This window comes from Azotobacter tropicalis, from assembly GCF_059739045.1.
The window spans coordinates 3,175,011-3,188,800 of the sequence record NZ_AP046059.1 but is presented as its reverse complement, the minus strand read 5'-3'; the positions used below and the strand labels follow the sequence as shown (position 1 = coordinate 3,188,800).

The 13,790-nt window shown below is 66.8% G+C and carries 15 protein-coding genes; 7 read left to right on the top strand and 8 right to left on the bottom strand.

Annotated elements, in window-relative coordinates:
- Nucleotides 1–9: 9 nt before the first annotated feature.
- From Atro_RS15045 to Atro_RS15030, 4 genes are read left to right on the top strand one after another with little or no spacing between them, the layout of a single operon-like run.
- Nucleotides 10–795 carry an ankyrin repeat domain-containing protein gene (locus Atro_RS15045; RefSeq protein WP_497923508.1) on the top strand — a complete coding sequence of 262 codons (786 nt, stop codon included), beginning with the start codon at nt 10–12 and terminating at the stop codon, nt 793–795.
- Between the two features lie 15 nt (nt 796–810).
- Nucleotides 811–1,173 (top strand): NifB/NifX family molybdenum-iron cluster-binding protein, encoded by a 363-nt coding sequence (locus Atro_RS15040; RefSeq protein WP_497923507.1) that lies wholly within the window; start codon nt 811–813, stop codon nt 1,171–1,173.
- Nucleotides 1,170–1,541, top strand: a complete 372-nt coding sequence (locus tag Atro_RS15035; protein WP_497923505.1) for a hypothetical protein — start codon at nt 1,170–1,172, stop codon at nt 1,539–1,541. The genes Atro_RS15040 and Atro_RS15035 overlap by 4 nt, the downstream gene beginning before the upstream one ends.
- Nucleotides 1,538–2,167: a glutathione S-transferase family protein gene (locus Atro_RS15030; protein ID WP_497923503.1), complete on the top strand. Its 630-nt coding sequence runs from the start codon at nt 1,538–1,540 to the stop codon at nt 2,165–2,167. The genes Atro_RS15035 and Atro_RS15030 overlap by 4 nt, the downstream gene beginning before the upstream one ends.
- Nucleotides 2,168–2,210: 43 nt before the next feature.
- On the opposite strand, the gene Atro_RS15025 is transcribed toward Atro_RS15030, so the two are convergent.
- The 4 genes from Atro_RS15025 to Atro_RS15010 all read right to left on the bottom strand — a co-directional run bounded on the left by Atro_RS15025 (nt 2,211) and on the right by Atro_RS15010 (nt 6,567).
- A complete protein-coding gene (locus Atro_RS15025) occupies nt 2,211–3,104 on the bottom strand; it encodes an ABC transporter permease subunit (RefSeq protein ID WP_497923502.1) in 894 nt (297 codons plus the stop codon).
- On the bottom strand, nt 3,101–4,000 hold the full coding sequence (locus Atro_RS15020; RefSeq protein ID WP_497923500.1) for an ABC transporter permease subunit: 900 nt from the start codon (nt 3,998–4,000) through the stop codon (nt 3,101–3,103). Before Atro_RS15020 ends, Atro_RS15025 begins: the two co-directional genes overlap by 4 nt.
- Complete coding sequence (gene potA, locus Atro_RS15015) at nt 3,997–5,148, bottom strand: polyamine ABC transporter ATP-binding protein (protein WP_497923498.1); 1,152 nt, start codon at nt 5,146–5,148, stop codon at nt 3,997–3,999. The genes Atro_RS15020 and potA overlap by 4 nt, the downstream gene beginning before the upstream one ends.
- A gap of 264 nt (nt 5,149–5,412) precedes the next feature.
- Nucleotides 5,413–6,567, bottom strand: a complete 1,155-nt coding sequence (locus Atro_RS15010; protein ID WP_497923496.1) for a polyamine ABC transporter substrate-binding protein — start codon at nt 6,565–6,567, stop codon at nt 5,413–5,415.
- A gap of 155 nt (nt 6,568–6,722) precedes the next feature.
- Between Atro_RS15010 and Atro_RS15005 the strand changes: the two genes are divergently transcribed.
- Complete coding sequence (locus Atro_RS15005) at nt 6,723–6,914, top strand: hypothetical protein (protein WP_497923494.1); 192 nt, start codon at nt 6,723–6,725, stop codon at nt 6,912–6,914.
- 13 nt (nt 6,915–6,927) lie between these two features.
- On the opposite strand, the gene Atro_RS15000 is transcribed toward Atro_RS15005, so the two are convergent.
- From Atro_RS15000 to Atro_RS14985, 4 genes are all read right to left on the bottom strand, one after another.
- Complete coding sequence (locus tag Atro_RS15000) at nt 6,928–7,299, bottom strand: hypothetical protein (protein ID WP_497923493.1); 372 nt, start codon at nt 7,297–7,299, stop codon at nt 6,928–6,930.
- Nucleotides 7,300–7,532: 233 nt separating this feature from the next.
- On the bottom strand, nt 7,533–8,906 hold the full coding sequence (locus Atro_RS14995) for an aspartate aminotransferase family protein (protein ID WP_497923491.1): 1,374 nt from the start codon (nt 8,904–8,906) through the stop codon (nt 7,533–7,535).
- Nucleotides 8,907–8,974: 68 nt separating this feature from the next.
- On the bottom strand, nt 8,975–10,336 hold the full coding sequence (locus tag Atro_RS14990; protein ID WP_497923489.1) for a glutamine synthetase family protein: 1,362 nt from the start codon (nt 10,334–10,336) through the stop codon (nt 8,975–8,977).
- Nucleotides 10,337–10,369: 33 nt separating this feature from the next.
- Entirely contained in the window at nt 10,370–11,122 is a 753-nt protein-coding gene (locus tag Atro_RS14985; RefSeq protein ID WP_497923487.1) for a gamma-glutamyl-gamma-aminobutyrate hydrolase family protein, read from the bottom strand.
- A 273-nt stretch (nt 11,123–11,395) separates the two neighbouring features.
- Here Atro_RS14985 and Atro_RS14980 point away from each other — a divergent pair, with 273 nt between their 5' ends.
- Both Atro_RS14980 and aguB read left to right on the top strand, forming a co-directional pair.
- The gene (locus Atro_RS14980; protein ID WP_497923485.1) at nt 11,396–12,772 is read left to right on the top strand and encodes a glutamine synthetase family protein; all 1,377 of its coding nucleotides are present in this window, start codon (nt 11,396–11,398) and stop codon (nt 12,770–12,772) included.
- A gap of 124 nt (nt 12,773–12,896) precedes the next feature.
- A complete protein-coding gene (aguB, locus tag Atro_RS14975) occupies nt 12,897–13,775 on the top strand; it encodes an N-carbamoylputrescine amidase (RefSeq protein ID WP_497923483.1) in 879 nt (292 codons plus the stop codon).
- Nucleotides 13,776–13,790 lie beyond the last annotated feature (15 nt).

The window sequence follows — 13,790 nt, the reverse complement described above, 5'->3', positions numbered from 1 at the left end:
AGACCCTTCATGGCCTCAGCCGAACGGATTCCCTACCAATGCCTCTCCGCGGTCGAAGCCGCGGCCCTGATCCGCGCCGAGCCGGAGCTCAAGCTGTTCGACGTGCGCGACATGCACAGCTACCAGCAGGAGCACCTCGACGGTGCCATGCACCTGACCGAGGACCGCGTGCCGCTGTGGCTCGGCCGCCTGCCCAAGGAGGCGCCGGTGCTGATCTACTGCTACCACGGCAACTCCAGCAAGACCTTCGCGCAGATGTTCAGCGACTTCCGCTTCGCCCGCGTCTACAGCGTCGATGGCGGCTACCGGCCGCTGGCCACGGCCCTGGCCGAAGCCGCGGCGCCGGCCGGTGCGCCCAGCGCCGAACTGGCGGCCTTCCTCGCCGAGTGGCAGTACCCGACCGGCGACCTCGAGGCCCGCGGCCAGCACGGCCTGACCCCGCTGATGCGCGCCGCCCTGCAGGGCCGCCGGGAGATCGTCCGCGAGCTGCTGGCCCTGGGTGCCGACGTCCGCGCGCGCAACGACGACGGCAACACCGCCCTCTGGCTCGGCTGCGTGTCGCGCGACGCCGGCCTGGTGCAGGACCTGATCGATGCCGGCATCGAGCTGGACAACCGCAACGACGCCGGCTCCACGGCGCTGATGTATACCGCCTCCAGCGACCGCCCGGAGTTGCTGAAGATCCTCCTCGAGGCCGGCGCCGACCCGCACGTGCGCAACTTCGATGACCTACGCGCCGTGGAGCTGGCGGCCTCGCGGGCCTGCCTGAAACTTCTGCGTCATACCGCTGATTAAAGGAACAACAATAAGATGATCGAATTCCCGGTGAAACTGGCCGTGGCCAGCAAGGAAGGCCAGGCGATCAGCGAGCATTTCGGCCATGCCAAGCGCTTCGCGGTCTACGAGGTCACCCCGGAAAGCTGCCGCCTGCTGGAGTCGCGCGAGGTGGAGCACTACTGCCTGGGCAACAGCTCCAACCAGAGCGCCATGGCCGGCATCCTCGAGGCCATCAAGGACTGCCAGGCGGTGTTCGTCGCCAAGATCGGTGACGGGCCGACCGAGAAGCTCAAGGCCATCGGCGTGCGCGCCGTCTCTTCCTACGCCTGGGAAACCATCGAGTCCTCCCTGCTCGACTACGCGCGGCGCAGCGCCGCCGGCGAGGTGGTGGCATGACCGCTGCGCGCGTGGCCCGCTGGGCCGAGGCGCATCCCCTGTCGCCGATCCACGTCGACTGCGCCACCGCGGTGATGCTCAAGATCCTCGACGGCAAGTGCAAGATGAAGCCCACCGAGAAGCTGGTCATGGCGCTGCTCTACGAGCAGGTCAAGGGCCGTCCCGGCGAGAAGCTCGGCACGGAGATCCGCCAGCTGATCGCCGACGCCCGCAAGCGCCTGGACGAGGACATGCAGTTCCTGCTCTACGAAAAGCGCGTGCTGGCCGAAACCATGATCTCCCGTCCGGTGATGAAAGGCTTCAAGGCGATGCTCCGCGAAACCGGACTGCTCGAACCGGAACTCGACTGGGAGGAAGCCGAGGCATGATGAAGTTCTACATGACCCCCGGCTCCTGCAGCACCGGCATCCACATCCTGCTGGAAGAGCTGGGGCTGGTGTTCGAAGCGCATCTGGTCAACCTGCTGGCCGGCGACCAGCAGCGGCCCGAATACCTGGCCATCAACCCCAAGGCGACCATCCCGACCCTGGTGCGCGACGATGGCAGCGCGCTCACCGACTTCCAGTCGATCGCCTGGTGGCTGGCGCGCAGCTATCCAAAGCGCCGCCTGCTGCCGGAAGACGCCGACGGCGAGGCGCGGGTGCTGGAGGCGATGAACTTCGCCGTCGGCACCCTGCACGGCCAGGGCTTCGCGCGGATCTTCACCACCGAGAAGTTCGCCGCCGACCCGGCCCAGCACGAGGCGATCAAGGCCCAGGGCCGGGAGATCCTCGAGCGCGGCTTCGCGGTCGCCGACCGGCTGCTCGACGGGCGCGACTACCTCGTCGGCAGCTTCGGCATCGCCGACTGCGCGCTGTTCTACGTGGAGTTCTGGGCCGACCGCACCGGCCTCGCCCTGCCCGCCAACTGCCAGGCCCATTACCGGCGGATGCTCAAGCGCCCGGCGGTGCGCCAGGTGCTGATGGAAGAAGGTTACGCCGCGGCGCTGCGCTGAGAGGATCGGCGGCGCCCCGCACGGGACGCCGCCGCAGCCGGTCCTAGGCCTGGCCGCCCGGCGCCGGGGCACCCTGGCCGGCGCCTTGCCAGACAGACGGGTGCTGCTCGGCCTCGTGGGCCTGCTGCAGGGCCCGCCGCCGGCGGGCCTCGCCGCGGCGCATGAAGAACCAGGCGAGGAAGGTGAACAGCGACACCGCCAGCAGGATCAGGCTGGCCACGGCGTTGATGTCCGGCTTCACGCCCAGGCGCACCGCGGAGAAGATCTCCATCGGCAGGGTGGTCGCGCCGGGGCCGGAGACGAAGCTGGCCAGCACCAGGTCGTCCAGCGACAGGGCGAACGACAGCATGCCGCCAGCACCCAGCGAGGGGGCGATCATCGGCAGGGTGATCAGCAGGAACACCTTCCAGGGCCGCGCGCCCAGGTCCATCGCCGCCTCCTCGATCGACAGGTCCAGCTCGCGCAGGCGCGCCGAGACGATCACCGCCACGTAGGAGGTGCAGAAGGTGGTGTGGGCGATCCAGATGGTGGTCAGGCCGCGCTCGGCCGGCCAGCCGACCAGCTGGGCCATGGCCACGAACAGCAGCAGCAGGGACAGGCCGGTGATCACCTCGGGCATTACCAGCGGCGCGGTGACCAGCCCGCCGAACAGGCTGCGGCCGCGAAAGCGCGGGATGCGGGTCAGCACGAAGGCCGCCAGGGTGCCGAGGGCCACCGCGGCGACGGCGGTGCACAGGGCGATCTGCAGGGAACGCCCGAGCGCGCCCAGCAACTGGCGGTTGTCGAGCAGCCCGGCGTACCAGCGCACCGACCAGCCGCCCCAGACGGTCACCAGCCGCGAGTCGTTGAACGAATAGATGACCAGGATGACCATCGGCAGATAGATGAACAGCAGGCCAGCCCACAGCATGAGGCTGGAAAAGCTCGGGCGCTTCATAGCCGTCCCTCCAGTTCCTTGGCCTGGTTGCGGTTGAGCAGGATGATCGGCACCAGCAAGATCGCCAGCATCACCACCGCCAGGGCCGCGGCCACCGGCCAGTCGCGGTTGTTGAAGAACTCCTGCCAGAGCACCTTGCCGATCATCAGCGTCTCGGGGCCGCCGAGCAGTTCGGGGATGACGAACTCGCCGACCACCGGGATGAACACCAGCATGCAGCCGGCGACGATGCCGTTCTTCGACAGCGGCACGGTGATCTTCCAGAAGCTGGCCAGCGGGTGCGCGCCCAGGTCGGCAGCGGCCTCCAGCAGGCTCGGGTCGTGCTTGACCAGGTTGGCGTAGAGCGGCAGGACCATGAACGGCAGGTAGGCATAGACCACGCCGATGTACACGGCCAGGTCGGTGTTGAGGATGCGCAGCGGCGCGTCGATCAGCCCGAGCCCCTGCAGCAGGCCGTTGAGCAGACCGTTGTTGCCGAGGATGCCCATCCAGGCGTAGACGCGGATCAGGATCGCGGTCCAGGTCGGCATCATGATCAAGAGCAGGTAGACGGTCTGCATCTCCTTGCTGGCGCGGGCGATGGCGTAGGCCATCGGGTAGCCGATCAGCAGGCAGAGCAACGTGCCGACGCTGGCAATCTTCAGCGAGCCCAGGTAGGCGGACAGGTACAGCTCGTCCTGGCCGAGGAACACGTAGTTGTTCAGGTTGGCGAGGATCGTCAGCTGCTGGTCGACGTAGGTGAAGATCTCCGTGTACGGCGGAATCGCCACCGCGGCCTCGGAGAAGCTGATCTTCAACACGATGGCGAAAGGCAGCAGGAAGAACAGCAGCAGCCAGACGAAGGGGATGCCGACGACCAGCTGGCGGCCGGGGAACAGTTGGCGGAGTCTTTTCATGTGTGCAGCACCACCCCGCCGTCGTCGAACCAGCTGACGTACACCTGATCGCTCCAGGTCGGACGCTTGCCGTGGCGCTCGGCGTTGGCCATGAAGGCCTGCACCACCTGCCCCGACGGCAGTTCGACGTAGTACATCGAGTGGCCGCCCAGGTAGGCGATGTCCTTCACCCGGCCGCCCGACCAGTTGTGCCCTTCGTGCTGCAGCTCGGGCTTTTCCACGCTGAGCTGGACCTTTTCCGGGCGCAGGGCGTAGGTCACGCGCTTCTCCTCGGCACGGGTGGAGATGCCGTGGCCGATGTAGATCGGCCGCTCCAGCTGCGGGCAGGCGATGACCGCGTGGTCGGGGCTGTCGTCCACCAGCTCGCCGTCGAACAGGTTGACGCTGCCGATGAACTCGCAGACCAGCCGGCTGGCCGGGCTCTCGTAGATGTCCATCGGGCTGCCGACCTGGGCGATCCAGCCCTGGTGCATGATGGCGATGCGCGCGGCCATGGTCATCGCCTCCTCCTGGTCGTGGGTGACCATCACGCAGGTCACGCCGACCCGCTCGATGATCTGCACCAGCTCCAGCTGCATCTGCGAGCGCAGCTTCTTGTCCAGCGCGCCCATCGGCTCGTCGAGCAGCAGCAGCTTGGGCCGTTTCGCCAGCGAACGGGCCAGGGCCACGCGCTGGCGCTGGCCGCCGGACAGCTGGTGCGGCTTGCGCCGGGCGTACTGGGTCATCTGCACCAGGCGGAGCATTTCCGCCACGCGCTCATCGATCTCGGCCTTGGGCAGGCGGTCCTGCTTGAGGCCGAAGGCGATGTTCTGCTCCACGGTCATGTGCGGGAACAGCGCGTAGGACTGGAACATCATGTTGATCGGCCGCTCGTAGGGCGGCAGCTCGGTGATGTCCTGGCCTTCCAGGTAGATGCGCCCTTCGGTGGGCCGCTCGAAGCCGGCGAGCATGCGCAAGAGGGTCGACTTGCCGCAGCCGGAGCCGCCGAGCAGGGCGAAGATCTCGCCCTTGTGGATGGACAGGGAGATGTCGTCCACCGCCACCATGTCGTCGAACTTCTTGGTCACCCGGTCGATCCTGACCAGCACCTCCTTCGCCGGCTGGTCGTCGGCGAGAGCAATCGTGTTAGCACCGGCGACAGTCGCCATGGTCACAACTCCACTATATGAACAGGGGCCTCCGCTCGCCCCGTCGGCCTTCGGCCAATCGTCCAGGCAGCCTCGGGAGGCGGCAATCGGGTTGTCGTGGGACGCCCGCCGGCCCGGCGGGGCGCTTCCCGTGGTACGGGCCGCCCGCGCCTTCCTGCCGGGCGCGGCGGCCCGCTGCAGGAGACGCGGCCGGCCGCTGGCGCGACACGTCCGCTGTGAGCGCCGGGACCGCGCGGCGACCGCCGGTCGGCCCCGTCAGGACCCTCAGGTCCCCGACTTGATCCGGGTCCAGCTGCGGGTCATGGCACGCTGGGTGTCGGCCGCCAGGTCCGGGAAGGTGTAGAGCTTCTTCAGCACCTCCTGGCTCGGATAGATGCCGGGGTCGGTGCGCAGCGCCTCGTCGACCAGCGGGGTGGCCGCGGCGTTGCCGTTGGGGAACTGCACCTCGTTGGTGATCTCGGCGATCACCGGCGGCTTCATCAGGTAGTCGATGAAGGCGTGGGCCTCGGCGGCGTTCTTCGCGTCGGCGGGAATCGCCAGCACGTCGAAGAAGCTGCCGGCGCCCTCCTTGGGAATGCTGTAGCCGATCGTCACCTTGTTGCCGGCTTCCTCGGCGCGCGCCTTGGCCTGGTAGATGTCGCCGGAATAGCCGATGGCCACGCAGGTGTCGCCGTTGGCCAGGTCGGAGATGTACTTGGAGGAATGGAAGTAGGCCACGCTCGGGCGGATCTTCAGGAACAGCTCCTCGGCCTTCTTCAGCTCCTCGGGCTTGTTGCTGTCCGGCGCGTAGCCCAGGTAATGCAGGGCGGCCGGCAGCATCTCGGTCGGCGAGTCGAGGAAGGACACGCCGCAGGCCTTCAGCTTCTCGATGTTCTCCGGCTTGAACACCAGGTCCCAGGAGTCCACCGGCGCCTGGTCGCCGAGGGCGGCCTTGACCTTGTCGAGGTTGTAGCCGATGCCGACGGTGCCCCACATGTAGGGCACCGCGTACTGGTTGCCCGGATCGCTCGGCTCCAGCGCCTTGAGCAGGTCCTTGTCGAGGTTCTGCCAGTTCGGCAGCTTGCTCTTGTCCAGCTTCTGGAACACGCCGGCCTTGATCTGCTTGGCCAGGAAGGGGTTGGACGGCACCACCACGTCGTAGCCGGAACTGCCGGCGAGCAGCTTGGCTTCCAGGACCTCGTTGCTGTCGAACACGTCGTAGACGACCTTGACGCCGCTTTCCGCGGAGAAGTTCGCCAGGGTGTTCTCGCCGATGTAGTCCGACCAGTTGTAGACGTGCAGGATCTTCCCGGCCGGAGCCGTCGCAGGCGCGGCCGCGCTGGGGGTTTCCGCCTTCTTGCCGTCGTTCTCGGCGGGCTTGTCGCATGCGGCGAGCATGCCCAGGGACAGCGCGAGAAGGGTCTTGCCAAAGTGTTTCATGCGTACCGCTCCTTTTGTCGTTGAAGTCTCCGGGCGGGCGGGCACCTATGCGCTGCCGCCCGACCCGGCCGGCTCGGGGTGGTGCAACGGCGCGCAGTCTGGCAAGGCTGGGGGCTGCTTTACAAGCACCACAAAGAGGGATATGCGGAACTTATATGGATACGCCGCGCAGTCGCATCGAGTTGCATGCTTCTATGGCGATTGGCAAGGCAGTTAGCCCGCCGGGCGGCGGGCCGGGGCTGGGTCATGGTGCGTTCGGCGGCGCTGAGTTCGTGATGGAACGGGGCAACGCCTTGGCGAAACGGTCGGGTGTCGAGCTCGGTTTTTGTGGTTTCCTCGATTGTTAAGCAATAGGCGCGCTCACCACTCACGCCACTGCTCAGTGATGTCCTCACCAGAACCTACCCCCGCCACGGCTGCTCCTTGAATGATCAGATCGCAGATCTGCTCACGTTGCTCCGTCTCGATAAGACTCTGCTCGCAGTTCTCGTTAAGCATATTGAGCGACAAGACAGCCTCTTTCACAGCGGCCAAGACAGAAGCGCTATTGCCGGCCCCGGCAGAGAGAGCCTTTGCCAAGAAGCTGTCCAAAATAGACTCGCACTTAGCGATATCAGTCTCCGTATAGCCGGGATCGCCGCCGTCCTCCGAGACATCGACCATGTACTCGCGCATCCCTTCGAGTAGGTCAGCTTTGATCTGTGCCAGGTCCGCTTGAACATTGGGCTCCACTGTTAACTCCATGTGCAGTTGCGAGAATGTGTTTCTGGTATGCCTGACAATTAGGCTAACAGGCGAGTAAAAGCGCAGTTTCTGCGACGCAGCAAACGATGCGGAGTCGAGCTTCCCTGGCTGGATGAAATGGTACGAGCAAAGGAACTCCGAGCGCTTGCCGGTACTTCTTTGCGTAGAGAAAGTTCGGCGAGTGCCCGGCTTGTTCCATCCCTGCTCCGCACGCCCGCCATTCAGCCCGGCATCTCGCTCGCGGTGAGGTCCAGGCAGAGCCGCGCCTTGGCGATCAGCTCGTCGATCTCCGCCTCGGAAATCACCAGGGGCGGGGCGACGATCATGGTGTCGCCGACCGCGCGCATCACCAGCCCGTTGGCGAAGCAGTGCTCGCGGCAGCGCAGGCCGGCCGCCCGGTCGGCGGGGAAGCGCTCGCGGGTCCGCTTGTCCTTGACCAGTTCCAGCGCGGCGAGCATGCCGACCCCACGGGTCTCGCCGACCAGGGGGTGCTCGGCCAGCTCTCGCCAGCGTTTTTGCAGGTAGGGCGCGGTGCCTGTCCTGACCCGCTCGACGATGCCCTCCTCGCGCAGCAGGCGCAGGTTCTCCAGGGCCACCGCCGCTGCGACCGGGTGCCCGGAGTAGGTGAAGCCGTGGTAGAACTCGCCGCCCTCCTCGAGCACCTCGACGATCCGGTCGCGCACCACCACCCCGCCCATCGGCAGGTAGCCGGAGGTCAGCCCCTTGGCAATCGCCATCAGGTCCGGCTCCAGCCCGTAGTACTGGCTGCCGAACCACTCGCCGGTGCGGCCGAAGCCGCAGATCACCTCGTCGGCGGCGAACAGGATGTCGTACTTGTCGAGGATCTCGCGGATCCGCGGCCAGTAGCTGTCCGGCGGCACTATCACCCCGCCGGCGCCCTGGATCGGCTCGGCGATGAAGGCGGCGATCCGCTCCTCGCCGATCGCCAGAATGCGGCGCTCGAGCTGGTCGGCGACGCGGATGCCGAATTCGTCCGGATCGAGGTCGCCGCCCTCGCCAAACCAGTAGGGCTGGTCGATGTGCTCGATGCCGGGAATCGGCAGGTCGCCCTGGGCGTGCATGGCCTTCATGCCGCCCAGGCTGACGCCGGCGACGGTGGAGCCGTGGTAGCCGTTCCAGCGGCCGATGATGACGTTCTTCTGCGGCTGCCCCTTGATCGCCCAATAATGGCGCACCAGGCGCAGTACGGTGTCGTTGGCCTCCGAGCCGGAGCCGGTGAAGAACACATGGTGCATGCCCGGCGGCGCCAGCTCGGCGATCGCCTTGGCCAGCTCCACGGCCGGCGGGTGGGCGGTCTGGAAGAACAGGTTGTAGTAGGGCAGCTCGCGCATCTGCCGGCTGGCCGCCTCGACCAGCTCCTCGCGGCCATAGCCGACGTTGACGCACCAGAGCCCGGCCATGCCGTCGAGGATCCGGTTGCCTTCGCTGTCCCAGAGGTAGACGCCGGAGGCGCGGGTGATGATCCGCGGGCCGCGCTCCTTGAGCTGCCTGTAGTCGGTGAACGGCGGCAGGTGGTGGGCATGGCTGAGATCCTGCCACTGCCGGGTTTGCGGATTGCCGGTAGTGCCTTTCATGGGAGCCCCTCCTCTACGACAGGGCCGGCCCACCGGGGCGGCGGGCTGGCCGGGTAACGCCTGACGGGTCACACCGAGAGCAGCAGGAAGGCGCGCTCCCAGGAGCTGATCACCCGCTTGAAGTTCTCGTTCTCGGCCCGCTTCACCGCGACGTAGGCGGTGATGAAGCGCGGGCTCAGGTAGCGCTCCAGGGCGCGGCAGTTCTCCATGCGCTCCAGCGCCGCCTCCAGGGTCAGCGGCAGGCGCAGGCTGCGCCGCTCGTAGCCGCGGCCCTGCACCGGCGCGCTCGGTTGCAGCTGCTCGACCATGCCGATGTAGCCGCACAGGAGGCTCGCGGCGATCGCCAGATAGGGATTGGCGTCGGCGCCCGGCAGGCGGTTCTCGACCCGCCGGTTGTGCGGCGCGGAGTCCGGCACGCGCAGGCCGACGGTGCGGTTCTCCTCGCCCCATTCGACGTTGACCGGCGCCGAAGTGCCGGGCAGAAAGCGGCGGAACGAGTTGACGTTGGGCGCGAACAGCGGCAGCAGCTCGGGGATGTACTTCTGCAGCCCGCCGATATGGTTGAGGAACAGCTCGCTCATCGAGCCGTCCGGGTTGGAGAAGACGTTCTGCCCGTCGCGGTCGACCACGCTCTGGTGCAGGTGCATGGCGCTGCCCGGCTCGCCGCTCATCGGCTTGGCCATGAAGGTCGCGGTGACGTTGTGCTTGAGCGCCGCCTCGCGCAGGGTGCGCTTGAACACGAAGATCTGGTCGGCCAGGTGCAGCGCCTCGCCGTGCCGGAAGTTGATCTCCATCTGCGCGGTGCCCTCCTCGTGGATCAGGGTGTCCAGATCCAGGCCCTGGGCCTCGCACCAGTCGTACATGTCCTCGAACAGCGGGTCGAACTCGTTGGCGGCGTCGATGGAGAACGACTGGCGGCCGGTCTCCTGGCGGCCGGAGCGGCCCACCGGCGCCTGCAGCGGGTAGTCGGGGTCGTCGCTGCGCTGGGTCAGGTAGAACTCCATCTCCGGCGCGACGATCGGCTGCCAGCCGCGCTCGGCGTACATCGCCAGCACCTTCTTGAGCAGGTTGCGCGGCGACAGCTCGATGGGATTGCCCCACTTGTCGCAGGTGTCGTGGATCACCAGGGCGGTCGGCTCGATGGCCCAGGGCACGAGGAACGCCGCGCTCTCGTCGGGATGGCAGAACATGTCGATCTCGGCCGGATCGAGCAGCCGGTAATAGACGTCCTCGTTGACGTAGTCGCCGGTCACGGTCTGCAGCAGCACGCTCTCCGGCAGGCGCATGCCCTTCTCGGCGATGAATTTGCTGGTCGGGGCGATCTTGCCGCGGGCGATGCCGGTCAGGTCGCTGATCAGGCATTCCACTTCGGTGATCTTGCGCTCCTTGAGCCAGAGCGTGAGACGGTCGAGCTTGCCACTGGCGTTCATGATGACACTCCTTGCACTCGGGCCGAAGGCCCGCTAAAGGCGCTCCGCCCGACGCCGGCAGGCATCGCCGAAGGCCTGGAACAGGGTCCGGGAATGGGGATTGGTGTGAAACTGCCACTCCGGATGCCACTGCACGCCGAGGGCGAAGGTCGGCGCGCCCTCGACGGAAAACGCCTCGATCAGCCCGTCCGGCGCCAGCCCTTCCATGCGCAGGCCGGGAGCCAGGCGCTCGACGCCCTGACCGTGCAGCGAGTTGACCTCGATCTGCCGGGGCAGGCCGATGCCGGCGAGCAATCCGCCCGGCTGTATATACAGTGCATGACGCGGCCCGTACTGGACTTCCAGTGCCTCGTCCTGCACCTCGCGGTGGTCCGCATAGGGGCCGGCCTCGTGGACCTTCTGGTGCAGGCTGCCGCCGAAGGCCACATTCATTTCCTGGAAACCGCGACAGATGCCGAGCAGCGGCACGCCAGCGGCGACCGCGGCGCGGATCAGGGGCAGCGTGGTGCGGTCGCGGTCCGGATCGTGGTGGGTGCCCGGCTCGCTGGCGTCGCCTTGGTAATGGTGCGGTTCGACGTTCGACGGCGAGCCGGTGAAGAGCAGGCCGTCGAGGCGCTCCAGCAGGGCCTGCTGGTCGACCAGCCCGCCGAGCGCGGGAATGACCAGCGGCAGGCCGCCAGCGCCCTCCGCCACTGCGCGCAGATACTTGTCGCCGGCAATATGGAAAGGGTGCAGACCGATCTGGCGGGTACAGGCGGTCACGCCGATCAGGGGCAGACGGGGCATGGCATCATCCTGGCTGTCGGGGGTGGAATCGAGCTTAGTCTTGTTCATTTTTTTAGACAACAGCCGCCGAGACGAAACGGCACGCGGCCGTCTTTGCCGGCCCGGGCGGACCTCGGCTCCCGACGCGAAAGCCGCCGCCAACGGCCGCAAAGCCGGTATGCAAGCCTCATTCCGAGGGGCGGGCAACCTACCTTGACAGCGCTCAGGCTTTGGGATTGACTCAACATTGAGTCCATGAATGATTGAAATTTTAAACAAGCCAGGTGTTGCATCATGTCGGTACCCCCGCGTGCCGTTCAGCTCAACGAAGCGAACGCGTTCCTCAAGGAACATCCCGAGGTGTTGTTCGTCGACCTGCTCATCGCCGACATGAACGGCGTGGTGCGCGGCAAGCGCATCGAGCGCACCAGTCTGCACAGGGTCTATGAGCAAGGCATCAACCTGCCCGCCTCGCTGTTCGCCCTGGACATCAACGGCACCACCGTCGAGCGTAGCGGCCTGGGTCTCGATATCGGCGACGCCGACCGCATCTGCTTTCCCATCCCCAATACCCTGAGCAAGGAGCCCTGGCAGAAACGGCCCACCGCGCAGCTATTGATGACCATGCACGAGCGCGACGGCACGCCCTTCTTCGCCGACCCGCGGGAAGTGCTGCGCCAGGTGGTTGCCCGCCTCGAGGCGCTGGAGCTGACCGTCTGCGCCGCCTTCGAGCTGGAGTTCTATCTGATCGACCAGGAGAACGTGAACGGCCGGCCGCAGCCGCCGCGCTCGCCGATCTCCGGCAAGCGCCCGCAGTCGAGCCAGGTCTATCTGATCGACGACCTCGACGAGTACGTCGACTGCCTGCAGGACATCCTCGAAGGTGCCAAGGAGCAGGGCATTCCGGCCGACGCCATCGTCAAGGAGAGCGCCCCGGCGCAGTTCGAGGTCAACCTGCACCACGTCGCCCACCCGATCAAGGCCTGCGACTACGCCGTGCTGCTCAAGCGGCTGATCAAGAACATCGCCTACGACCACGAGATGGACACCACCTTCATGGCCAAGCCCTACCCGGGCCAGGCCGGCAACGGGCTGCACGTGCACATCTCGATCCTCGACAAGGACGGCCGCAACATCTTCGCCGGCGACGACCCCCAGCAGAACGCCGCCCTGCGTCATGCGATCGGCGGCGTGCTGGAGACCATGCCGGCCTCGATGGCCTTCCTCTGCCCCAACGTCAACTCCTATCGCCGCTTCGGCGCCCAGTTCTACGTGCCCAACGCGCCCTGCTGGGGCCTGGACAACCGCACCGTGGCCCTGCGCGTGCCGACCGGCAGCGCGGATGCGGTGCGTATCGAGCACCGCGTCCCCGGTGCCGACGCCAACCCCTATCTGGTGATGGCCGCGCTGCTCGCCGGCGTGCACCACGGGTTGACCAACCGGATCGAGCCGGGCCAGCCGGTCGAGGGCAACTCCTACGAACAGGTCGAACCCAGCCTGCCCAATAACCTGCGCGACGCCCTGCGCCGGCTGGACGAGAGCGAAATCCTCGCCCGCTACATCAGCCCGGACTACATCGACATCTTCGTCGCCTGCAAGGAGAGCGAGTTGGAGGAGTTCGAGCACTCGATCTCCGATCTGGAATACAACTGGTACCTGCACACGGTCTGATCGGTCGCCCGGAAAACCGCTGCGCCTTCTGGCCCGCCGCTACCCGCTGTTTAACGTCATTTGACCCCGGCATCATCCTCTGCCAGCTTGAGGGTTCACACCCATCCGCCGCCACGAGGTCGCCATGTCCCGCACCGTCACCGTCGCCGCCACCCAGATGGCCTGCTCCTGGGATCGCGCCGCCAACATCGCCAACGCCGAACGGCTGGTGCGCGAGGCCGCGGCCAGGGGTGCGCAGGTCATCCTGCTCCAGGAGCTGTTCGAAACCCCCTACTTTTGCCAGAAGCCCAACCCGGACTACCTGCAGCTGGCCACCACGGTCGAGGAAAATCCGGCCATCCGCCACTTCCAGAAGGTCGCCGCCGAACTGGGCGTGGTGCTGCCGATCAGCTTCTACGAACGGGCCGGACGGGCGCGCTTCAACAGCATCGCCATCCTCGATGCGGACGGGCGGATGCTCGGCCTCTACCGCAAAAGCCATATTCCGGATGGCCCCGGCTATCACGAGAAGTACTATTTCAACCCCGGCGACACCGGATTCAAGGTGTGGAATACCCGGTATGCACGGATCGGCGTGGCCATCTGCTGGGACCAGTGGTTCCCGGAGAGCGCGCGAGCCATGACCCTGCAGGGCGCCGAGCTGCTGCTCTACCCCACCGCCATCGGCAGCGAGCCCCACGACCCGAGCATTCTTTCCCGCGATCACTGGCAGCGCGTGCAGCAAGGTCATGCCGGCGCCAACCTGACGCCGCTGATCGCCAGCAACCGCATCGGCCGCGAGGTGCAGGAGGACTACCACATCGACTTCTACGGCTCGTCGTTCATCGCCGACCCGTTCGGCGCCAAGGTCGAGGAACTGAACGAGACGGAAGAAGGCGTGCTGGTGCACAGCTTCGACCTCGACCGCCTGGAACACATCCGCAGTGCGTGGGGGGTATTCCGCGACCGCCGGCCCAACCTGTACGGCGCGATCAAGACCCTTGATGGCAACCTGGAGTCCTGAGCCGTGGCCGAACCG